The organism is Lentzea sp. NPDC036949 (genome assembly GCF_055608075.1).
Genome location: NZ_JBVJRA010000003.1, coordinates 197105 through 217742 on the forward strand (window position 1 = coordinate 197105; position 20638 = coordinate 217742).

A 20638-nucleotide genomic window follows, 5' to 3' on the forward strand; every position below is an offset into this window, starting at 1 on the left:
CGCGGCGCCCGCACACCAGCGGGCGCCGCGTGACTCAAGCGCGTACATCGCAGAAGGAAAACGATGGCGAACTACACCACCGCGGACGTCAAGAAGCTCCGCGAGCTCACCGCCGCCGGCATGATGGACTGCAAGAAGGCCCTGGACGAGGCTGACGGCGACTTCGAGAAGGCCGTCGAGATCCTGCGCATCAAGGGCGCCAAGGACGTCGGCAAGCGCGCCGAGCGCACCACGTCCAACGGCCTCGTCGCCGTCAAGGACGGTGCCATGGTCGAGCTGCGCTGCGAGACGGACTTCGTCGCCAAGAACGCCGACTTCATCGCGCTGGCGGACGAGATCGTCGCGATCGCCAAGGCCAACAAGGTCGCGGACGTCGAGGCCCTCAAGGCCGTCGAGGTCGACGGCAAGACCGTGGACGCGCTGGTCCAGGAGTTCTCCGCCAAGATCGGCGAGAAGCTCGAGCTGGCCAAGGCCGTCGACTTCGACGGTGCCGTCTCGACCTACCTGCACAAGCGCGCCGCCGACCTGCCGCCCGCCGTGGGCGTCCTGGTCGAGTACACCGGCGACAACGCCGAGGCCGCCAAGGGTGCCGCGATGCAGATCGCCGCGATGCGCCCGAAGTTCGTCACCCGTGACGAGGTCCCCGAGGACCTGGTCGCCAACGAGCGCCGCATCGCCGAGGAGACCGCTCGCGAGGAGGGCAAGCCCGAGGGCGCGCTCCCCAAGATCGTCGAGGGTCGCGTCAACGGCTTCTTCAAGGACGTCGTGCTCCTGGAGCAGTCGTCCGTGACGGACAGCAAGAAGACGGTCAAGGCCCTGCTGGACGAGGCCGGCGTGACGGTCACCCGTTTCGCTCGGTTCGAGGTCGGCCAGAGCTGATCACGGTGAGGGCGGGGTTGCGAGAAGACGGCGACCCCGCCCTTGCTATGTCCTGACCAATGGCGCTGAGGAGGACTGACCTGTGAGCGAAGAAGGTAGCCACGGCTACAACCGGGTGATGCTCAAGCTCGGTGGCGAGATGTTCGGCGGTGGTGGCGTCGGGGTCGATCCCGATGTCGTCCAGACAGTCGCCCGGCAGATCGCTGCGGTCGTCCGGTCCGGCGTGCAGGTGGCCGTCGTCATCGGTGGTGGCAACTTCTTCCGCGGTGCGGAGCTGCAGCAGCGCGGCATGGACCGCTCGCGCGCCGACTACATGGGCATGCTCGGCACGGTCATGAACTGCCTGGCGCTGCAGGACTTCCTCGAGCGCGAGCACGGCATCGACACCCGCGTGCAGACCTCCATCCAGATGACGCAGGTCGCCGAGTCCTACATCCCCCGCCGCGCGATGCGTCACCTGGACAAGGGCCGCGTCGTGATCTTCGGTGGCGGCGCGGGTCTGCCGTACTTCTCCACCGACACCACCGCCGCCCAGCGCGCGCTGGAGATCGGCTGCGAGATCGTGCTGATGGCCAAGGCCGTCGACGGCGTCTACACGGCCGACCCCAAGATCGACCCGGACGCGCTGATGTTCGACAACATCACCCACCGCGAGGTGCTGGAGCGCGGCCTCAACGTCGCCGACGCCACGGCGTTCAGCCTCTGCATGGACAACAACATGCCGATCCTCGTCTTCAACCTCCTCACCGAGGGGAACATCGCGCGCGCGGTCCGTGGTGAGAAGATCGGCACCCTGGTCAACACCCCCGGTGGCCGGCCCGCCTTCTAGACCTGGTGGGATCAGACCTGGACCGGGACAAGGGCACGAACACGCAGAGCAAGGAGCAGTCGTGATCGACGAGACCCTCCTCGACGCCGAGGAGAAGATGGAGAAGGCGGTTTCGGTGGCGAAGGAGAACCTCGCCTCCGTGCGGACCGGTCGAGCGACTCCCTCGATGTTCAACCGCATCAACATCGACTACTACGGCTCGATGACGCCGCTGAACCAGATGGCCAGCATCTCGGTCCCCGAGGCGCGCATGGCGGTCGTCAAGCCGTACGACGCGAGCCAGCTGAACGCGATCGAGAAGGCGATCCGGGACTCCGACCTGGGTGTCAACCCGAGCAACGACGGCACCGTCATCCGCATCGTCATCCCGCAGCTCTCCGAGGAGCGCCGCCGGGACATGGTGAAGGTCGCCAAGCAGAAGGGCGAGGACGCGCGCGTCTCCGTCCGCGGTGTCCGCCGCAAGGCGAAGGAAGAGATCGACAAGCTCGTCAAGGACGGCGAGGTCGGCGAGGACGACGGCGCACGTGGTGAGAAGGAGCTCGACGCTCTGACCCACAAGTACACCGCGCAGGTCGACGAGCTCGTGAAGCACAAGGAAGCCGAGCTCCTCGAAGTCTGATTCCCCCTGATGGTTCGCCCGGCCGAGTCGCGGCAGGCGTGATTGCCCTGGCCGGGCGGAGGTCGTGATGGGAGCACAGGTGGCAGGCGGTCCCGCGGACGTGCCCGCGTCGAAGCCGTCGCGGGCGGGACGTGACCTGAGGTCGGCGGTCCTGGTCGGCGTCGGCCTCGGCGCGGTGATCATCGCGTCGCTGCTGACCGTCAAGGAGACCTTCATCGGCATCGTCGCGGCCGCCGCGGCGGTGTCGACGTGGGAGCTCGCGAACGCCTTCAAGAAGGGCGGCATCAACGTCGCCCTGTGGCCCGCTCTCATCGGCGGCCAGGCGATCATCTGGCTGTCCTGGCCGCTGGGCCGCGACGGCATGATGACCACGCTCGTGGTCACCGTGCTGGTCTGCATGTTCTGGCGGTTCCGCGGCGGTTCCGACGGCTACCTGCGCGACCTGAGCGCGTCGGTGTTCACCGTCGTCTACGTGCCGCTGTTCGCGGCGTTCGCGGCCATGCTCGTCGTCCCCGACGACGGTGCGGGCCGCGCGTTCGCGTTCATCATCGGCGTGGTGCTGTCCGACGTGGGCGGGTACGCGGCCGGTGTGTTCCTCGGCAAGCACCCGATGGCGCCGACGATCAGCCCGAAGAAGTCCTGGGAGGGCTTCGCCGGCTCACTGGTCGCCGGCGTGGCCGGTGGCGCGATCACCGTCACCACGCTGCTGGACGGCCAGTGGTGGCACGGCGCGCTGTTCGGCGCCGCGATCGTCGTCACGTCCACCGCGGGCGACCTGGTCGAGTCGCTGATCAAGCGCGACCTCGGCATCAAGGACATGGGCACGCTGCTGCCCGGCCACGGCGGCATCATGGACCGGATGGACTCGCTGCTGCCGTCCGCCGTCGCCTCCTGGCTGCTGCTGCACCTGTTCGTGCAGTGACGCCCCACTAGTCGTCGAACGGGTCGTCCACCGCAGTGCGCGGCTCGGCCTCGACGACGCGGGACGGGTCGATCACGGAGAACGCCATTCCCGCGTGGTCCTCGACCACGGTGATGCGCCCGAACGGCGTGTCGTAAGGCTCCACGGTGACCCGTCCGCCGAGCTCCAGCACGCGGTAGGCCACGGAGTCCGTGCCGATCTCCGGCGCGGCGTTGAAGTACACCATCCAGTGCGAACGCTCGCCGTAGGGGAACTCGCGGCCCATCTTCTGCCGGCCGAAGACCTCGACGCCCTCGATGGACCACGACGCGTAGTCCAGCCGTTGCCCGTCGCCGATCTGCGTGATGTCGAAGCCGCACAGCTCGCCGAAGAACTCGTCGGCCGCCGCGCCGTCGCGGGTGTTGAGCTCGGCCCACGCGTAGGCGCCGTGCCCGTTCATGCCGAACCGCCAGTCCTCCGGTACGTGCCGGAACCCGACGACGGCGCCGGTCGGGTCGCTGATCACGGCGCTCTGGGTGTGGTCCGCCCCGTCCTCGGGGTCGCGCAGCACCGAGCCGCCGAGCAGGAGGGCCTTCTCCGCTGTGGCCCGCGCGTGCGGCGTGACCAGGTACAACCGCCACGGCTCCGGTTCACCCTGCGGTAAGCCGGCGACGGGGACGCCGTCGACCATCGCCACCGTGCAGCCGTTGTCGTCGGCGTAGTGCCAGCCGAACAGTCCGGTGTAGAACTCGATCGTCGCCCGGAGGTCGTCGACGGAGCGTTCGACCCAGCACGGGCTGCCTCCGAGTAAAGGCGCGAGCTGGGGTGTGTTGGGCGCGATCGACACTGCCGCCTCCTGCAGGGAAGGAATGCGGTCACGCTACGCCGTAAGTGGACGAATTCGTACGGTCACCGGCAAATAGAGGTCTTACAGTGGCTGCGTGAGGGGATTCGTGCGGGCGGCGCTGGCGGCGGTGCGCCCGGTGGACGTGGTGCCGAGCCCGAACATCTGGCATTGGCCCGAGGTCTACGAGGTCGAGAACCGCGCGCAGGACGTGCACGGCGCGATCTGGGCCGCGTTGCGCGAGGAGTGCCCGTTCGACGCGGCCGACGTGGTCGACGTCGGCTGCGGTGACGGTTTCCACCTGCCGATCTTCGCCGCGTCCGCGCGTTCGGTCGTCGGCGTGGAACCCCACCCGCCGCTCGTCGCGCGGGCTGGCCGACGGGTGGCCGGGCTGCCGAACGCCCGCGTCGTGTCCGGACCCGCCCAGCGGTTGCCGCTCGACGACGCCTCGGCCGACCTGGTGCACGCGCGGACGGCGTACTTCTTCGGTCCCGGATGTGAACCGGGGCTGCGGGAGGCGGACCGCGTGCTGCGGCCGGGTGGCGCAATCGCGATCGTCGACCTCGACGGGTCGGCCGCGCCGTACGGGCCGTGGTTGTGCGCGGACGAGCCGCGGTACGACCCGGCCGCCGTGGAGAAGTTCTTCACGGACAACGGGTTCTCGTTGCGCCGGGTCGTCGCCGAATGGCGGTTCGAGTCGCGCGAGGCCCTGGAGTCGGTGTTGCGCATCGAGTTCTCCGCCGGGGTCGCCGAGCGGGCGATCGCGTCCGTTGAGGGGGTGAGCTTTCCGGTGGGGTATCGGCTGCACGTGCGGCGCAAGCCGACCGGGCTGATCGTGTGAGCTGGGGAGCGTGGCTCCCCAGCTCACACGATCAGATCATCCACTGCCCCACATGCGGCTGGCTCTGGGTTTGGCGGGAGCGCCGAGGAGACGCTCCGCCGACGGAGTACACGAGGCAGCCGCCGGATCCGGACTAGGCTTCGGTTCGTGGAGAAGCGAAACGCAGGCAGGTTGAACCGCCAGGTCGGCGTCGTCGGGCTGGGGTGCTGGCAGCTCGGCGCCGACTGGGGCGAGGTGGACGAGAGCGAGGCGCTCGCGCTGCTGCACGCCGCCGCCGACACGGGGGTCGACTTCTTCGACACCGCGGACGTGTACGGCGACGGGCGCAGCGAGACGCTTGTCGGGCGGTTCCTCAAGGAGCGCAAGGACGACGGCGTCTTCGTGGCCACCAAGATGGGGCGGCGGCTGCCGGCGCAGACCACGGAGGGATACAACCGCGAGAATTTCCTCGCGTGGAACGACCGCAGCCGCCGCAACCTCGGGGTGGACACGCTCGACCTGGTGCAGCTGCACTGCCCGCCGACGCCGGTGTACAGCCGGGACGAGGTGTACGACACGCTCGACGAGATGGTGGAGCAGCAGCGGATCGCTGCTTACGGCGTGTCGGTGGAGAAGGTCGAGGAAGCGCTCGAGGCGATCAAGCGGCCGAACGTGGCCAGCGTGCAGATCATCCTGAACGCGTTCCGGCTCAAGCCGCTCGAAGAGGTGCTGCCCAAGGCGGCCGGGGCGGGGGTCGCGATCATCGCGCGCGTGCCGCTGGCGTCCGGGTTGTTGTCCGGCAAGTACAGCAAGGACACGCAGTTCGGCGCGGACGACCACCGCAACTACAACCGCAACGGTGAGGCGTTCGACGTCGGCGAGACCTTCTCCGGGGTGCCGTTCGAGGTGGGGCTGGAGGCCGTGGAACGGCTCCGGCCGCTGGTGCCCGAGGGCGCGTCCATGGCGCAGTTCGCGCTGCGGTGGATTGTGGACCAGGCCGGTGTCACGGTGGTGATCCCCGGTGCGCGCAACGTGGAGCAGGCGCGGTCCAACGCGGCGGCGGCTGAGCTGACCGGAGTGGACCAGGCTGCGGTCGCGGCCGTGTACGACGAGCTGATCAGGCCGCACGTGCACGACCGGTGGTAGGTCACTCCTCGGCGAGGATGGCGTAGAGCTTGCGCCGCAGCTCGTTGTAGAGCTCGACGGCACGGGCCTTCTGCTCGGGCGTGCCCGCGTGGGAGATCTGCTCCATCGCGCTGCCGAGCAGCCGGATCGCGGTGCGCAGCTCGCCGTCGACCGGGTCGAGCTGGAAGTTGATGTCGCGCCAGGGCGGGGCCGTGTGCTCCGTCCTGCCGTGCTCGGTGAGGGTGAACAGCTTCTTGCCTCCTTCTTCTGCGGAGGAGATCAGGCCCTCGTCGGCCAGCATCTGCAGTGTCGGGTAGACCGAGCCGGGGCTCGGGCTCCAGCCGCCGCCGGTGCGCCGGGCGATCTCCTGGATGATCTCGTAACCGTGCATCGGGCGTTCGGCCAGCAGGGACAGCACAGCCGCACGGACGTTGCCGCGCCGTTGGCGGCCGCCCCTGCCGCCGCCCCCGAACGGGCCGTGGCGGTGCCTGTGAACGCGGTTCCTGTGGTGTGGTCTCATCATCATGCCGTTAACGATATATCGGAATCTATCGCGATGCAACGGTCTTGTGTTGGCGAAGTTCGTGGGACACTGGATGTGCTATGACCTCGCTTCCCCTCGTCTTCGACGCGCCCAAGCGCGGCCTGCCGCCGCGCCACCTGGTCGACCTCACGCCCGCGCAACGCGCCGAGGCGGTGTCCGCCCTCGGTGAGAAGCCGTTCCGCGCCAAGCAGCTGTCGAACCACTACTTCAGCCGCCTGACCGTGGACCCGGCCGAGATGACCGACATCCCGGCCGCCACGCGCGACAAGCTCGTCGCCGACCTGATGCCGCCGCTGTTCACGGTCGTCCGCAAGGTCACCACCGACGAAGGCACGACCGCGAAGACGCTCCTGCGCGCGCACGACGGCACGCTCATCGAGAGCGTCCTCATGCGCTACCCGGACCGCGCGACGCTGTGCATCTCCTCCCAGGCCGGCTGCGGCATGGCCTGCCCGTTCTGCGCGACCGGTCAGGGCGGTCTGCAGCGCAACCTGTCGACCGCGGAGATCGTGGACCAGGTGCGCCTGGGTGCCGCGGCGATGCGCGACGGCGAGCTGCCCGGTGGGCCCGGCCGGCTGTCGAACATCGTCTTCATGGGCATGGGCGAGCCGCTCGCGAACTACAAGCGCGTGATCGAGGCCGTGCACCGCATCACCGCGCCGGCGCCGGACGGGCTGGGCATCTCGCAGCGCACCGTCACCGTGTCGACGGTCGGACTGGTGCCCGCGATCAAGAAGCTGACCGAGGAGAAGCTGCAGGTCAGGCTTGCGGTGTCGCTGCACACGCCGGACGACGAGCTGCGCAACACGCTGGTGCCGGTCAACACCCGCTGGGACGTGGCCGAGGTCCTGGAGGCGGCCCGCGGGTACGCCGACCAGACCGGGCGCCGGGTCAGCATCGAGTACGCGCTGATCCGCGACATCAACGACCAGGGCTGGCGGGCCGACCTGCTCGGCAAAAAGCTGCGCAAGCACCTCGGGCAGCTCGTGCACGTGAACCTGATCCCGCTGAACCCGACGCCGGGCTCGAAGTGGGACGCCTCGCCGAAGCCGGTTGAACGGGAGTTCGTGCGGCGGGTGCGGGAGCAGGGTGTCGAGTGCACCGTGCGGGACACGCGCGGGCAGGAGATCGCGGCGGCCTGCGGTCAGCTCGCCGCTGAAGGCTGACCGGCCCCGGACCGAGGTCTCGGCCAGGGCCTGGCCGGCAGCGTCGGAGGTCTACGGTTCCACCTCGGTCAAGGCCCCGGTGGCCACGTCGAACACGAAGCCTCGTACGGAGTCCTTGACCGGCACGAACGGGTTACCGGTGATGCGCGCGATCGACTGGCGGACGTCCTCCTCCGGGTCGGCGAACGCCTCGGCGGCCCAGGGCGGCTTCACGCCGACGTCCTGCTGGATCGAGCGCTTGAAGTCGTCGTCGGTGAACGTCAGCATGCCGCAGTCGGTGTGGTGGATGAGGATGATCTCCCTCGTCCCGAGCAGCCGCTGGCTGATCGCGAGCGAGCGGATCTCGTCCTCGGTCACGACGCCGCCGGCGTTGCGGATCACGTGCGCCTCGCCCTCGTTCAGCCCGAGCACGCGGTAGACGTCGAGGCGCGCGTCCATGCACGCCACCACGGCGACCTGCTTCGAGGGCGGTAGGGGCAGAGGGCCGGAGAACTGGGCGGCGTAGGTGGCGTTGTGGGCGAGCAACTCGTCGGTCACCGACATGATCTGGTCCTTTCACCTGGACGTATGTCGATGAGCCAACTGCCGCATGCGCATACCTGCAACAGTGCCCATGGGCTGGGAATGGCTCCGCAGCAGAAAGAGCGGAGACCGATCAGGTCGGGGACAGACCACCTCGCGGACGCGACGGCTGCTGACCCCTCAACGGGTGGTGGCGGGCTCCAGGCCGACGGGCGCGGTGTTGTCGAACGTCTCGCGCGCCTCGGCGACCGAGTCGTAGTTCTGCTGCGCCCACACCCGCAGCGCCGCGAGCGGTTCGATCACGCTGCGGCCCAGTTCGGTGAGCTCGTACTCCACGCGCAACGGCACCGTGGGGTACACCGTGCGCGTGACGAGCCCGTCGCGTTCGAGCGCGCGCAACGTCTGCGTGAGCATCTTCTGGCTGATGCCCTCCAGTTCGCGCTTCATCTCGCCGAAGCGCACCGGCCCGTTTTCCATCGCGCCGATCGCCAGAGCCGTCCACTTCGACGCGACCATGTCCAGCAGGTCGCGGCACGGGCACATCTTCGAGTAAACGTTCCTGATCACGGCTAGTTTCTATCAGGTACCCAGTGCACAAACTAGTGCCTGATTGCGAACGGTGACCAGGTCACGCAAGCTTGTGCACATGCGAGCGATCAGCCAGACCGAGTTCGGCGGACCAGAGGTCCTGACCCTCATCGACCTGCCCAAGCCCACGCCCGTTCCGACGGAGGTGCTGGTCAGGGTGCACGCGGTCGGCATCAACCCGGTCGACTGGAAGACCCGCGCCGGCGGTGGCATGGCCGGGTTGCAGACGTTCCCGCTCGTGCTGGGCTGGGACGTGTCCGGCGTGGTCGAGGAGGTCGGCTTCGGCGTCACGACCCTCAAGCCCGGTGACGAGGTCTACGGCATGCCGCGCTTCCCGCACGCCGCGAGCGCCTACGCCGAGTACGTCACCGCCCCGTCGCGCCACTTCGCGCGCAAGCCGCGGGGCCTCACCCACGTCGAGGCGGCCGCGCTGCCGCTCGCCGCGCTCACCGCGTGGCAGGTCCTGGCCGACACCGCCGACGTCCAGCCGGGGCAGAAGGTGCTGGTCACCGCGGCGGCCGGGGGAGTGGGGCACCTCGCGGTGCAGATCGCGAAGGCCCGCGGCGCGCACGTGATCGGGACGGCACGGGCGCAGAAGCACGCGTTCCTGAAGGACCTCGGCGTGGACGAGGTGGTCGACTACACGGTCGCCGAGTACGGGGGCCGCGACGTCGACGTGCTCGTCGACCTGGTCGGCGGCAGCTCGTCGGCACCGGTCAAGCCCGGTGGGCTCTTCGTCGGCGTGCCGTCGGGGGTCGCCGTCGGCCACCGCGACGACATCAGGACCAGCCCGATCCTCGTCGAGCCGGACCGCGCGGGCCTGGAGGCGATCACCGCGCTGGTCGAGTCCGGTGCGCTGCGGGTGCACGTCGACGCGACGTTCCCGCTGGAGGAGGCCGGACAAGCGCATGCCCTGGGCGAGAAGGGTCGCACCCGGGGCAAGCTCGTGCTGGAGGTCTGACGGGGGACTAGCGCCGCCAGGACGTCTTGCGGCGCGCCATGTCCCACACCAGCAGGGCGATGATCACCACGCCGGTGGCGACGAGGTAGACGTTCTCGATGCGACCGTGGTGGTTGCCGATCAGCATCAGGAAGCAGAAGATCGCGGAGAGCCAGCCGGCGATCCGGGTGCCCTTGGGCAGCGTGCCGTGCCAGCCCCACTCGTGCGACGGCTCCTCGTGAGGGTCGACGGCAGGACGCTTGTCCAGTTCCGAGGACGAAGCCACGGTTTCCTCCACTGCTCATCCGGTTACCTGGTCATCGTCGCACACGGGGACGCGCGCGGATGTGTGAGGTCGCGCGCGCACGCCTTATCAGCGGGGTCGTGCACCGTTACCGTTAGCGCGGCCCACCCGTCCCACCCTGCGAAGGCGCCACCGACTTGACCGGCTTCTCCCCCGCCGAGGGCTCCACCCCGGACACGTCCGCCCCCGTCGAGATCGGCCTGCACGGGGTGCGCAAGCGCTTCTCCGACCAGGTGGCGGTCGACGGGATCTCGCTCGACGTCCACGAGGGCGAGTTCTTCTCCGTGCTCGGCCCGTCCGGCTGCGGCAAGACCACGGTGCTGCGCATGATCGCCGGATTCGTCGACCCGGACGAGGGCCGCATCGAGCTCGACGGCAACGACATGGTGGGCGTCCCCCCGTACCGGCGGGACGTCAACACCGTCTTCCAGTCGTACGCGCTGTTCCCGCACATGTCCGTGTGGGACAACGTCGCCTACGGCCTCAAGCGCAAGAAGCTGCGCGGCGAGGAGCTGCGCAAGCGCGTCGGCGAGCACCTGGAGCTCGTGCGGCTGTCGCAGTTCGCGCAGCGCAGGCCCGCCCAGCTCTCCGGCGGCCAGCAGCAGCGCGTCGCCATCGCGCGGGCGCTGGCGGCCGGTCCGCAGCTGCTCCTGCTCGACGAACCGCTCGGCGCGCTCGACGCGAAGCTGCGCAAGGAGCTGCAGATCGAGCTGATGCGCATCCAGCGCGAGGTCGGCACGACGTTCCTCTACGTCACGCACGACCAGGAGGAGGCGCTGGTCCTCTCGCACCGCATCGCCGTGATGAACGCCGGCAAGATCGAGCAGGTCGGCTACCCCGAGGACGTCTACGAACGCCCCGCCACCCGGTTCGTCGCCGGGTTCATCGGCACGTCCAACATCCTGGACGCCGAGGTGTCCGGAGTGGACGGCGGCTTCGCCGAGCTGACCGCTCCCGGCGCCACCCGGTTGCGCGCGCGGCTGACCGGCAGCGCCGCCCACGGGCAGAAGGTCGCCGCGACCGTGCGCCCGGAGAAGGTGCACCTGTTCAACGAGACCGCGGAACCGCCCACGGGCTGGTGCGTGCTCCAGGGCGTGGTGCACGACGTCGTCTACACGGGCGTGTCGACCCAGTTCGTCGTGGACACCCCGGTGGGAGAGCTGGTGGCGTTCGTGCAGAACGCCCAGCGCATCGACGACGCGGGCGCGCCGGGACAACCGGTGCGGATGGCGTGGGACCCCGAGTTCACCGTGCTGCTGGAGAAGGCTGATGACTGACAAGAACGTCCGGATCGCCCGTCTGTGGGACAACGACTCAGCGCGGGTGACCCGGCGCACGATGCTGGGCTCGATGACGTTCTTCGCGCTGGCCGCCTGCGGTGTCGGTGAGGCGCCGACGACCGGCGGTGCCACCTCGGCCGCGGCGAAGGCCAAGAACCTGAAGGACGAGCTCAAGCTCAACTTCTACAACTGGACCGACTACATCGCGAAGGACACCCTGCCGGGCTTCCAGACCGCGACCGGCATCCAGGTCACCTACGACAACTTCTCCACCAACGACGAGATGGAAGCCAAGATCGCTTCCGGCTCCGCGGGCTACGACCTGGTGGTGCCGTCGGACAACTTCCTGCGCCGGTTCCTGCGCTCGGGCCTGCTGCAGCCGCTGGACCACTCGTCGCTGCCGAACCTGAAGAACCTGGAGAAGCGGTTCGTCGAGGCCGACTACGACGCCGGCAACAGGTACTCGGTGCCGTGGGCGTGGGGCACGACCGGTCTCGCGTACTCGAAGTCGCAGATCGGCGGCGACGTCACCGGGTTCTCCGCCTACGACCTGCCGAACGCGCAGGGCCGCAGCACGATCCTCGACGAGGCGCGCGACGGCATGGCGCTGGGCCTCCTCAAGCTCGGTCACGACCCGAACACCACCGACGCGAAGCAGATCGACGACGCGGCGAACTTCCTGCTGTCGTTGAAGAAGAAGCTCGGCCAGATCACCTCCGACGTGATCGAGCCGCTCACCTCCGGCCAGGTGCGGCTGGCGCAGGCCTACTCCGGTGACGCGTTCCAGGCGCGTGAGACCAGCGAGGACGTGGCGTACGCCATCCCGTCCGAGGGCGGACTGTCCTATGTGGACCTGCTGGTCATCCCGAAGGACGCGCCGCACGCCGAGAACGCGCACCGGTTCATCGACTACATCCTGGGTGCCGAGACCGGCGCGGCGCTGTCCAACGCCGTGCGCTACGGCAGCCCGAACGCGGCCGCCAAGCCGTTGATCGACAAGGAGCTGCTGGACGACCCGCTGGTCTACCCGTCGGAGGAGCAGCTGAAGAAGCTGCCGTTCACCAAGGACCTCGGCGGTGACGTGGAGGCGCGGTACGCCGACGCCTGGACGAAGGTCAAGACCGGCTGACCGGCTGGCTCAGCATCCCCCTGATCAGCACCGACTCGCGGAACGTCGCCGGACCCGCCAGCCGCAGGTCCGGCGCCGCACGCGCGATCGCGCGGAACGCGACCTCGCCCTCCAGCCGCGCGAGCGCCGCGCCCAGGCAGTAGTGGAGACCGCTGGAGAACGCCAGGTGCTCCGGCTGCTGCACCCTCATCACGTCGAAGCGGTGCGGCTCCGGGTAGACCCGCGGGTCCCGGTTCGCGGCGGCGAGGAGCAGGTGGACGCCCTCGTCCACGCCGATCTCCTCACCCGACAACGTGACCGGCTCGTGCGCGAGCCGGGTGGTGAACTGCACGGGCGGCGCCCAGCGCAGCGTCTCCTCGACCACGTCGGGCGCAATGCCGGGGTGCGCTGTGAAGAACGCCCACTGCGCCGGGTGGTCGAGCAACGCGCGCACGCCGTTGCCGATCAGGTTGACCGTCGTCTCGAAGCCCGCGATGAGCAACAGCGCCAGCGTGCTCAGCAACTCCGGCACGGTGAGCTCCTGCTCCGCTTCCGCGGCCACGAGCGCGCTGATCACGTCGTCGCCGGGCCGCGTCCTGCGTTCGGCGATGAGCCGCTCGAACAACGCGAAGACCCGGTCGTCGGCCTTGTCCTTCTCGGGGGAGACCCTGCCGTCGAACGACTCCGCGACGAGACGGCCGTAGCGCGCGAAGTCGCCGGTGTCGGCGTCCGGGATGCCGAGCAGTTCGCTGATCACGGCGATCGGCAGCGGTTGCGCGAAGTCGCTCATCAGGTCGAACTCGGCACCGGCCCGGTCGAGCAGCGCGCCGGCGACCTCCTCGACCCGCGGCCGGTACCCGTCGATCTTCTTCGGGCTGAACGCGGGCGCGGCCAGCCTGCGCAACCGGGTGTGGTCGGGCGGGTCCAGCTCCAGGAACGACCCGGACAGCACGTTCGGCGTGCCCGGATAGGTGCCGTTGGCGTATCGCACGCCGAAGCGGCGGTCGCGCAGGATCTTGTTCACCAGCGAGTGGCTGGTCGTGGTCCACAGGCCGCCGTCGCGCGTCAGCGGTCCCCGTGCGCGGATCCGTTCGTAGATCGGATGTGGGTCTTCATGGCCGTTCAGCTGCTCCAGCACCGCTTACCCCCTTGCCGGGAAGCGACTGCGGCATGTGGTCCTGCCGACAACCTTGACCACCACGGTACGGGAGCGGGCACGTGGCAGGATGTGCGCTCGTGCTCCGACGCTGGCTGAAGGCCAACGCCCTGCTCACGCCCACCGGGCTGTGGCTGGGGATTTTCCTGATCGCACCGCTCGCGCTCGTCGTCCAGTTCAGCTTCGCGACGCGGGACACCGGCGTGGCCCGCGCGGTGCTGCCGTGGACGACGCAGGCCTACCTGACGGCGCTGGACCCGGCGTTCCTGCCGATCTTCGGGCGGACGCTGGTCTACGCGGTGGCGACGACGGTCGCGTGCCTGCTGCTCGGGTTCCCGCTGGCGTGGTTCATCGCGCGGCACGGCGGCCGGTACCGGACGGCGTTGCTGGCGGCGGTGCTGATCCCGTTCTGGTCGAGCTACCTCGCGCGGATCTACGCGTGGAAGGCGCTGCTCGACGGGGAGGGCTTGGTCAACACCGTGCTCGGCTGGGTGGGGCTCGACCGCGACGGCGGCTTCCTGCTCACGCACGGCGCGGTGGTCCTCGGGCTCACCTACGGGTTCCTGCCGTTCATGGTGCTGCCGCTCTACGTGGCGTGCGAGCGGTTCGACTTCCGGCTGGTGGAGGCGTCGTACGACCTCGGGCACGGGCGGGTGTCGACGTTCTTCCGGATCGTGCTGCCGGGCGTGCTCACCGGCGTGCTGGCCGGGTCGTTGCTGGTCCTGGTGCCCTCGGCGGGTGACTTCGTCACGCCGAAGCTGCTCGGCGGGGTCGACCAGTCGACGTTCGGGTCGGTGATCGACGACCAGTTCCGCGGCGGCAACAACTGGCCGCTGGGGTCGGCGATGGCGGTGCTGCTGCTCGTGCTGGTGGTGCTCGTGCTCGTGTTGCGCGGGCGGCGTGGGGAGGACGTGCTGTGAACCGTCGGCCGTGGGCGCTCGGTGCGGTCGCTCTGCTCGTGTTCGTGTTCCTGTACGCGCCGATCGTGTGGCTCGCCATCGCGTCGTTCAACTCCTCGCGGTCGTTGTCGCGCATCAGCGGCGTGTCGACGCGGTGGTACGAGGAGCTGTTCCGCGACACCCGCGTGTTGGAGTCGTTGCAGCTGACGCTCCAGTTGGCGTTGGCGTCCGCGGTGATCTCGACGGTCATCGGCACGTTGGCGGCCTTCGGGTTGCGGCGCGCGTTCCCCGGTCGTGGGCTGTGGACGGTCTTGCTGTCGTTGCCGCTCGTGGTGCCCGAGGTCGTCATGGGTGTGGCGATGCTGGGGTTCTTCGTGAAGCTTGCCGGAATCCCGCTCGGGTTCGGGGCGTTGCTGCTCGCGCACGTGGCGTTCTCGCTCAGCTTCGTCGTCGTCGTGGTGCGGTCGCGGGTGTCCGGGATGGACGTCCGGCTGGAGGAGGCCGCGGCCGACCTCGGGGCGTCGCCGTTCGTGGCGTTCCGGACCGTGACGCTGCCGCTGGTCGCGCCCGCGGTGGTGGCGGGTGCGGCGTTCGCGTTCCTGCTGTCGTTCGACGACGTGGTGATCTCGTCGTACCTGACCGGTGTCGGGTCGACGACGCTGCCGGTGTTCGTCTACGCGCAGGCCTCGAAGCGGGGCATCTCGCCGGAGGTCGTGGCGCTGTCGACGTTGATGGTGGCGGCCACGGCCCTGCTGCTGATCATCGGTGTGGTGCTCGCGTCGTGGCGGGCGCGGAGGGCCGGGTCCACCGCGCAGCTTGTCTGAGGGTCAACTTTCGTCGCGGGAAACCGATACTCCAGCGTGCCGCGCGGTGGTGGGACGTCTCGTAGCTTGGACCGCGTGACTACTGCTGTGCGGGCCAGGGCCGAGGCGTTCGTCGCCGACAACCTGGCGCGGTTCAGGGCGCTGACGCCCGTGCGGGTCGCCGGGGACGTGCTCGTCGCGGTCGCCGTCGTCCTGCTGGACCTCTGGCCCGGCCCGTGGGCCGAGCAGCGGGTGACGGGCTGGCTGCTCGCCGCCTACTTCGCCGTCTACCTGGTGCTCCTGCCGCTGCGGCACGCGCTGCCCGCGACGGTGATGATCGCGGCCGCGGCGATCCCGTTCATCGGGGCGGCGCTGATGGTGGTGCTGAGCTACACGGCCGGCCGCCGGATCGAGTCGTGGGTCAAGGCGGTGGTGTCGACGGCGATCACGTTCGTCGTCGTGGTGCTGCTGTGGGACTGGGACGTGCGGCCGCTGGAGATCGAACCCGTCTACGGCATGCTCATCCTGATCACGATCTTCGGCGTGGCCGTGGCGCTGCCGTTCCTCGTCGGCCGCTACCTCGCCCAGCGCGAGGCGCTCGTGCAGGCCATGCAGGACCGCGAGGCGCGGATGCGCGGCGAACACCGGCTGCTGTCGCGGCAGGTGCGCCTGCGCGAACGCAGCCGCATCGCCCAGGACATGCACGACAGCCTCGGCCACCGCCTGTCGCTGATCTCCGTGCACGCCGGCGCGCTGGCGCTGGACCCGTCGCTGGGGGAGAAGCAGCGCGAGGCGATCGGCGTGCTGCGCTCGGCGGCGTTGACCGGAATGGGCGAGCTGCGGTCGATCATCGGGGTGCTGCGCGCGGAAGACGGCCCCGACGACGACCCCGCGACACGCACAGCGGAGTCCATCGACTCGTTGGTGGCCGACGCGCGCAAGGCAGGCGTGCTCGTCAGCCTGGTCCGTGGCGGGCAAGCGCACCCGTTGCCGTCCCGTGTCTCTCACGCCGCCTATCGCGTCGCACAGGAAGGCCTCACGAACGCGGCCAAGCACGCGCCTGGAGCGGCCGTGCAGGTGACGGTGAAGTACGAGCCGGACGCACTCGTCGTGGAGGTGCGCAACAACCCGTCCCGCAACGGTTCACCGACCGGTGAGCCGGGTGTTGGCCTGATCGGCCTCAGCGAACGCGTGCGCGTTGCCGGCGGCATCCTGCACGTGGGCGCGCTACCGTCCGGTGGCTTTCGCATCGCCGCCGTGCTGCCGTACGAGGAAGCCCCGCTCCCCGACGACCCCGAGGACGAGCAGGAGGAGACCCAGTCACCCGGCCGCCTGCGCAAGTGGGCCGGCGTCGGCTCCATCGCGGGCGCGTCCCTGGTGCTGTCCGTCATCATCGGCGGCTTCACCTACCTCGGCGCGCAGCCGGTCACCGAGGTCGTGTCGGAGCAGACCCTCGACAGCATCTCGGTGGGCCAGCCGGAGCCCGAGGTGATGGCCCTGCTGCCCGCGGGTGACGAACCCCTGGTCGGCGACGGTGAACGCCGTTCCCAGGCCACCCCCGAGCCACCCGGCTCCCGGTGCGTCTACCACATCACCGACGAGCAGTCGTACCTCGCGAAGGGCACCCGGGTGGTGCGTTTCTGCTTCAAGGACGGCAAGCTGGTCGAGAAGAAGATCCACGTCCAGAGGAACGAGCCATGATCCGGGTGCTCATCGCCGACGACGAGCCGTTGATGCGCGCGGGCATCAAGGCCATCCTCGGCACCGCCGACGACATCGAGCTGGTGGCGGAGGCCGGCGACGGCCGCGAGGCCGTGCAGATCGTGCGCGAACGCCGCGTCGACGTGGCCGTGCTCGACATCCGCATGCCCCGCATGGACGGCCTCGCCTGCGCGCGCGAACTGCGCGTCGTGGCACCGTCCGTGCGCGTCGTCATGCTCACGACCTTCGGCGAGGACGAGAACATCGTGCGCGCGCTGTCCGACGGCGCGGCTGGGTTCCTCTTGAAGGACTCGGCGCCCGAGGAGCTGTTGCGCGCCGTGCGCGCGGTGCACAACGGCGAGGCCTATCTGTCACCCATGGTCACGTCACGGGTCGTCGGCATGGTCGCGACCTCCGGGCAGCCGAAGCGGCAGGAGGCGCAGAAGGCCGTCGCGGGGCTGACCGAGCGCGAGGTCGAGGTGCTGGCGCTGCTGGGGCAGGGGATGTCCAACGCGGACGTCGGGGCCAAGCTGCACATGTCCGAGGCGACGGTGAAGACGTACGTGTCGCGGTTGCTGGCCAAGCTGGGGCTGACGAACCGGGTGCAGGCGGCACTGCTGGCACGCGATGCGGGCCTGGCGGGATAGTCCGCTCCCGGCACGCCGCGCGAGCGGGCGCAAGCGATTGCGGCTGAGTCCGGCCTGGTTGCGGTTCGCGACCAGCTTCCCGGCGAACCCGCCGCGCGAGCGAAGCGAGCGCCAAACAACACGAAGGGGCCGTTCGGGTGTCACCCGAACGGCCCCAAACGTCATGTGCGCCTACACGCGGCTTCGTCGCCCCGTCACGAGGCGGTAGATGCCGAGCAGGATCAACGATCCGACGATGGCGAGCAGCCACGTGCGCAGATCGAAGAACGTACCGAGGTCGGTCCCGAAGAGCGCCGATCCGATGAATCCACCGAGGATCGCGCCCACGATGCCGAGCAGCATCGTGATGATGATTCCGCCGGGGTCCTTCCCCGGCATGATGGCCTTCGCGATGGCTCCGGCCAACAGGCCGAGCACGATCCATCCAAGGATGCCCACGGAAAGTCTCCTTCCATCTGCCTGACGCGGACGGAATGCCCCCGAACTGGCGACTTCACACCTCCAAAACCACTCCGTTATCAAAGTAGCGGGCTGTGCCGGGCTCTCAGGCACTCTCCGGAACAATGAGGGGCGATGAGTACTCCACGCACTGTCCTGATCCTGGGCTCGACCGGCTCCGTCGGCACCCAGGCGCTCGACGTCATCCGCCGCAACCGCGACCAGTTCAGGGTGGTCGGGCTCGGTGCGGGTGGACGTCAGCTTGACCTGCTCGCGGAGCAGGCAGCCGAGTTCGGCGTGCCCGTCGTGGCGGTGGCCAGCGGTGCCGAGGTGCCCGGTGTCAAGACGTTGACCAGCATGGTCGACCTGATCGAGGCGTGCCCCGCGGACGTCGTCCTCAACGGAATGGACGGGTCACGCGGGCTCGAGCCGTCGCTGAAGGCGCTGGAGTCCGGCGCGACGCTGGCGCTCGCGAACAAGGAGTCGCTCATCGCGGGCGGGCCCCTCGTGCTGAAGGCGGCCAAGCCGGACCAGATCGTCCCCGTCGACTCCGAGCACTCGGCCCTGGCCCAGTGCCTGCGCGGTGGCGCGGCGCACGAGGTGCACAAGCTGGTGCTGACGGCGTCCGGCGGGCCGTTCCGCGGGAAGACCCGCGCCGAGCTCGCGGACGTCAGCGTCGGGCAGGCGATGGCGCACCCGACATGGTCGATGGGCCAGGTCGTCACGATCAACTCGGCGAACCTCGTCAACAAGGGGCTGGAGCTGATCGAGGCGCACCTGCTGTTCAAGGTGCCCTACGACCGCATCGACGTGGTGGTGCACCCGCAGTCGGTGATTCACTCGATGGTGACGTTCACAGACGGCTCTACACTCGCGCAGGCCTCGCCGCCTGACATGCGGCTTCCCATCTCGCTCGGTCTCAGTTGGCCCGACCGCGTGGCCGGTGCCGCACCCGCCTGTACCTTTGACAACGCCACCTCGTGGACGTTCGAGCCGCTGGACGACGTCACGTTCCCGGCGGTCGAGCTCGCGCGGCAGGCGGGCGGTGCGGGCGGGTGTCTGCCCGCGATCTACAACGCAGCGAACGAGGAGGCCCTCGCAGCTTTCGTCGCGGGTGCGACGTCGTTCCTGTCCATCGTCGACACCATCGGCCAAGTCGTCGGCGAGGCGGGCGACTGGCAGAGTGACCCCGCCGATGTGGCGGAGGTCCTCGCCGCCGAGGACTGGGCACGCGCACGCGCCCGCGAGCTGGTCGGAAGGAACTGAACGTCACCGTGAACACATTCATCAACATCCTCGGGGTGCTGTTGTTCGCGTTCGGCATCGCGGTCTCGATCGCGCTGCACGAGTTCGGGCACCTGCTGACCGCCAAGGCCTTCGGCATGAAGGTCACGCGCTACTTCATCGGGTTCGGCCCGAAGCTCTTCTCGTTCCGCAAGGGCGAGACCGAGTACGGCCTGAAGGCGATCCCGGCCGGTGGCTTCTGCGAGATCACCGGCATGACGGCGCTGGAGGAGGTGCACCCGGACGACCGCAAGCGCGCGTTCTACAACCAGAAGGTGTGGAAGCGCGTCGTCGTGCTGTCGGCGGGCTCCATCACGCACTTCATCCTCGGCTTCATCATCCTGCTGGTCCTCGCGATGTCGCTGGGCCTGCCGAACAACAAGGGCCTGCCGGTGCTGCAGGAGGTCACGCCGTGCGTGCCGGTCGCGAACGTCACCGACGGCTCGTGCCCGTCCGGCTCGCCCGCGCCCGCCAGGAACGCCGGCCTGCAGCCCGGTGACGAGATCGTCGCGATCGCCGGCCAGCAGACGCCGACGTGGCCGGACATGCAGCGGGTCACCCGCGAGCGCACCGGCCCGACCGAGTTCAAGATCCTGCGCGACGGCAAGGAGATGACGGTCACCGTCGACGTGGCCAAGGTCACCCGCACCCTCACCGACGGCAAGGGCGGCAAGGAGACCAAGGAGATCGGCGCGATCGGCGTGCTGCCGAAGGAGTCGTTCACCTACGGGCCGGTCGAGGCCGTCCCCGCGGCCGTGGCGTTCACCGGCGACATGTTCGTGAACACCTGGAAGGGCCTCATGCGCTTCCCCGAGCGCATCCCGGCCGTGGTCAAGGCCATCGGCGGCGGCGAACGCGACCTGGACACCCCCATCTCCGTCGTCGGTGCCTCCCGCCTGGGCGGTGACGCGGCCGAGCGCGGGCTGTGGGCGTTCTTCGTGCTCATGCTCGCGGGCCTGAACTTCTTCGTGGGTGTGTTCAACCTCCTGCCGCTGCTGCCGCTTGACGGTGGTCACATCGCCGTCAACCTCTACGAACGGGTGCGAGACTGGGTGAGGAAGCTGCGCGGGAAACCCGCCGGCGCCCCGGTCAACTACATGCGCCTGCTGCCGCTCACCTACGTGGTCATCTTCCTCGGCGGCGCCATCACGCTGCTGACCGTGACCGCCGACATCGTCAACCCGATCAGGTTGCAGTGACTTACGGAAAGGTGCACAACCCATGAGTGACGGCGTGATGCT

Annotated in this window: 23 protein-coding genes; 16 read left to right on the forward strand and 7 right to left on the reverse strand. The window is 69.3% G+C overall.

What is annotated here, in order from left to right:
• The first annotated feature begins 63 nt into the window (after nt 1-63).
• From tsf to ACZ7CD_RS10435, 4 genes are all read left to right on the forward strand, one after another.
• Complete coding sequence (tsf, locus tag ACZ7CD_RS10420; protein WP_470378775.1) at nt 64-879, forward strand: translation elongation factor Ts; 816 nt, start codon at nt 64-66, stop codon at nt 877-879.
• 118 nt (nt 880-997) lie between these two features.
• Nucleotides 998-1708: a UMP kinase gene (gene pyrH, locus ACZ7CD_RS10425; protein ID WP_458434326.1), complete on the forward strand. Its 711-nt coding sequence runs from the start codon at nt 998-1000 to the stop codon at nt 1706-1708.
• Nucleotides 1709-1769: 61 nt separating this feature from the next.
• Nucleotides 1770-2327 (forward strand): ribosome recycling factor, encoded by a 558-nt coding sequence (gene frr / locus ACZ7CD_RS10430; protein WP_360390948.1) that lies wholly within the window; start codon nt 1770-1772, stop codon nt 2325-2327.
• A gap of 67 nt (nt 2328-2394) precedes the next feature.
• A complete protein-coding gene (locus tag ACZ7CD_RS10435) occupies nt 2395-3249 on the forward strand; it encodes a phosphatidate cytidylyltransferase (protein ID WP_470378776.1) in 855 nt (284 codons plus the stop codon).
• Between the two features lie 7 nt (nt 3250-3256).
• Here ACZ7CD_RS10435 and ACZ7CD_RS10440 read toward each other — a convergent pair whose 3' ends face one another.
• Nucleotides 3257-4075, reverse strand: a complete 819-nt coding sequence (locus tag ACZ7CD_RS10440; protein WP_360390943.1) for a VOC family protein — start codon at nt 4073-4075, stop codon at nt 3257-3259.
• Nucleotides 4076-4169: 94 nt separating this feature from the next.
• Here ACZ7CD_RS10440 and ACZ7CD_RS10445 point away from each other — a divergent pair, with 94 nt between their 5' ends.
• Together ACZ7CD_RS10445 and ACZ7CD_RS10450 are read left to right on the forward strand one after the other, a co-directional pair.
• Complete coding sequence (locus ACZ7CD_RS10445) at nt 4170-4913, forward strand: class I SAM-dependent methyltransferase (protein WP_360390940.1); 744 nt, start codon at nt 4170-4172, stop codon at nt 4911-4913.
• A gap of 147 nt (nt 4914-5060) precedes the next feature.
• Nucleotides 5061-6038, forward strand: a complete 978-nt coding sequence (locus tag ACZ7CD_RS10450) for an aldo/keto reductase (protein ID WP_470378777.1) — start codon at nt 5061-5063, stop codon at nt 6036-6038.
• Between the two features lies 1 nt (nt 6039).
• Here the strand turns inward: ACZ7CD_RS10450 and ACZ7CD_RS10455 are convergent, their stop codons facing one another.
• The gene (locus ACZ7CD_RS10455) at nt 6040-6543 is read right to left on the reverse strand and encodes a PadR family transcriptional regulator (RefSeq protein WP_470378778.1); all 504 of its coding nucleotides are present in this window, start codon (nt 6541-6543) and stop codon (nt 6040-6042) included.
• A 77-nt stretch (nt 6544-6620) separates the two neighbouring features.
• Here ACZ7CD_RS10455 and rlmN point away from each other — a divergent pair, with 77 nt between their 5' ends.
• Complete coding sequence (gene rlmN / locus ACZ7CD_RS10460) at nt 6621-7727, forward strand: dual-specificity RNA methyltransferase RlmN (protein ID WP_360390929.1); 1107 nt, start codon at nt 6621-6623, stop codon at nt 7725-7727.
• Nucleotides 7728-7778: 51 nt separating this feature from the next.
• Here rlmN and ACZ7CD_RS10465 read toward each other — a convergent pair whose 3' ends face one another.
• Nucleotides 7779-8270, reverse strand: coding sequence for a beta-class carbonic anhydrase (locus tag ACZ7CD_RS10465; protein WP_470378779.1), 492 nt, complete (start codon nt 8268-8270; stop codon nt 7779-7781).
• A gap of 159 nt (nt 8271-8429) precedes the next feature.
• A complete protein-coding gene (locus ACZ7CD_RS10470; protein WP_458434327.1) occupies nt 8430-8792 on the reverse strand; it encodes a winged helix-turn-helix transcriptional regulator in 363 nt (120 codons plus the stop codon).
• Nucleotides 8793-8895: 103 nt separating this feature from the next.
• Here ACZ7CD_RS10470 and ACZ7CD_RS10475 point away from each other — a divergent pair, with 103 nt between their 5' ends.
• Entirely contained in the window at nt 8896-9798 is a 903-nt protein-coding gene (locus ACZ7CD_RS10475; RefSeq protein WP_470378780.1) for an NADP-dependent oxidoreductase, read from the forward strand.
• 7 nt (nt 9799-9805) lie between these two features.
• On the opposite strand, the gene ACZ7CD_RS10480 is transcribed toward ACZ7CD_RS10475, so the two are convergent.
• Nucleotides 9806-10063, reverse strand: coding sequence for a DUF2631 domain-containing protein (locus tag ACZ7CD_RS10480; protein WP_470378781.1), 258 nt, complete (start codon nt 10061-10063; stop codon nt 9806-9808).
• Between the two features lie 155 nt (nt 10064-10218).
• Between ACZ7CD_RS10480 and ACZ7CD_RS10485 the strand changes: the two genes are divergently transcribed.
• Entirely contained in the window at nt 10219-11358 is a 1140-nt protein-coding gene (locus ACZ7CD_RS10485) for an ABC transporter ATP-binding protein (protein WP_360390914.1), read from the forward strand.
• Nucleotides 11351-12490: an ABC transporter substrate-binding protein gene (locus tag ACZ7CD_RS10490; RefSeq protein WP_470375431.1), complete on the forward strand. Its 1140-nt coding sequence runs from the start codon at nt 11351-11353 to the stop codon at nt 12488-12490. The genes ACZ7CD_RS10485 and ACZ7CD_RS10490 overlap by 8 nt, the downstream gene beginning before the upstream one ends.
• Here the strand turns inward: ACZ7CD_RS10490 and ACZ7CD_RS10495 are convergent.
• Entirely contained in the window at nt 12477-13607 is a 1131-nt protein-coding gene (locus ACZ7CD_RS10495; protein ID WP_470378782.1) for a cytochrome P450, read from the reverse strand. The two genes, ACZ7CD_RS10490 and ACZ7CD_RS10495, sit on opposite strands and share 14 nt — an antisense overlap.
• 98 nt (nt 13608-13705) lie before the next feature.
• On the opposite strand from ACZ7CD_RS10495, the gene ACZ7CD_RS10500 reads away from it, so the two are divergent.
• The 4 genes from ACZ7CD_RS10500 (at nt 13706) to ACZ7CD_RS10515 (ending at nt 17675) form a co-directional block, all read left to right on the forward strand.
• Entirely contained in the window at nt 13706-14545 is an 840-nt protein-coding gene (locus tag ACZ7CD_RS10500; RefSeq protein WP_360390905.1) for an ABC transporter permease, read from the forward strand.
• A complete protein-coding gene (locus tag ACZ7CD_RS10505) occupies nt 14542-15348 on the forward strand; it encodes an ABC transporter permease (RefSeq protein ID WP_360390903.1) in 807 nt (268 codons plus the stop codon). Before ACZ7CD_RS10500 ends, ACZ7CD_RS10505 begins: the two co-directional genes overlap by 4 nt.
• A 75-nt stretch (nt 15349-15423) precedes the next feature.
• Nucleotides 15424-17028 (forward strand): sensor histidine kinase, encoded by a 1605-nt coding sequence (locus tag ACZ7CD_RS10510; RefSeq protein WP_470378783.1) that lies wholly within the window; start codon nt 15424-15426, stop codon nt 17026-17028.
• The gene (locus ACZ7CD_RS10515) at nt 17025-17675 is read left to right on the forward strand and encodes a response regulator (protein WP_470370761.1); all 651 of its coding nucleotides are present in this window, start codon (nt 17025-17027) and stop codon (nt 17673-17675) included. Before ACZ7CD_RS10510 ends, ACZ7CD_RS10515 begins: the two co-directional genes overlap by 4 nt.
• Nucleotides 17676-17846: 171 nt before the next feature.
• On the opposite strand, the gene ACZ7CD_RS10520 is transcribed toward ACZ7CD_RS10515, so the two are convergent.
• Complete coding sequence (locus ACZ7CD_RS10520; RefSeq protein ID WP_470378784.1) at nt 17847-18113, reverse strand: GlsB/YeaQ/YmgE family stress response membrane protein; 267 nt, start codon at nt 18111-18113, stop codon at nt 17847-17849.
• A 135-nt stretch (nt 18114-18248) separates the two neighbouring features.
• Here ACZ7CD_RS10520 and dxr point away from each other — a divergent pair, with 135 nt between their 5' ends.
• Together dxr and ACZ7CD_RS10530 are read left to right on the forward strand one after the other, a co-directional pair.
• Nucleotides 18249-19379, forward strand: a complete 1131-nt coding sequence (gene dxr / locus ACZ7CD_RS10525; RefSeq protein WP_470378785.1) for a 1-deoxy-D-xylulose-5-phosphate reductoisomerase — start codon at nt 18249-18251, stop codon at nt 19377-19379.
• An 8-nt stretch (nt 19380-19387) separates the two neighbouring features.
• The gene (locus ACZ7CD_RS10530) at nt 19388-20596 is read left to right on the forward strand and encodes a M50 family metallopeptidase (protein WP_360390891.1); all 1209 of its coding nucleotides are present in this window, start codon (nt 19388-19390) and stop codon (nt 20594-20596) included.
• The last annotated feature ends 42 nt before the right edge of the window (nt 20597-20638 follow it).

Excerpts from the sequence above, each read along its gene's own strand:
- tsf (WP_470378775.1), top strand. The coding sequence starts at position 64 with ATGGCGAACTACACCACCGCGGACGTCAAGAAGCTCCGCGAGCTCACC.
- pyrH (WP_458434326.1), top strand. The coding sequence starts at position 998 with ATGCTCAAGCTCGGTGGCGAGATGTTCGGCGGTGGTGGCGTCGGGGTC.
- ACZ7CD_RS10435 (WP_470378776.1), top strand. The coding sequence starts at position 2,395 with ATGGGAGCACAGGTGGCAGGCGGTCCCGCGGACGTGCCCGCGTCGAAG.
- ACZ7CD_RS10455 (WP_470378778.1), bottom strand. The coding sequence starts at position 6,543 with ATGATGATGAGACCACACCACAGGAACCGCGTTCACAGGCACCGCCAC.
- rlmN (WP_360390929.1), top strand. The coding sequence starts at position 6,621 with ATGACCTCGCTTCCCCTCGTCTTCGACGCGCCCAAGCGCGGCCTGCCG.
- ACZ7CD_RS10465 (WP_470378779.1), bottom strand. The coding sequence starts at position 8,270 with ATGTCGGTGACCGACGAGTTGCTCGCCCACAACGCCACCTACGCCGCC.
- ACZ7CD_RS10470 (WP_458434327.1), bottom strand. The coding sequence starts at position 8,792 with ATGTGCCCGTGCCGCGACCTGCTGGACATGGTCGCGTCGAAGTGGACG.
- ACZ7CD_RS10475 (WP_470378780.1), top strand. The coding sequence starts at position 8,896 with ATGCGAGCGATCAGCCAGACCGAGTTCGGCGGACCAGAGGTCCTGACC.
- ACZ7CD_RS10490 (WP_470375431.1), top strand. The coding sequence starts at position 11,351 with ATGACTGACAAGAACGTCCGGATCGCCCGTCTGTGGGACAACGACTCA.
- ACZ7CD_RS10515 (WP_470370761.1), top strand. The coding sequence starts at position 17,025 with ATGATCCGGGTGCTCATCGCCGACGACGAGCCGTTGATGCGCGCGGGC.
- dxr (WP_470378785.1), top strand. The coding sequence starts at position 18,249 with ATGAGTACTCCACGCACTGTCCTGATCCTGGGCTCGACCGGCTCCGTC.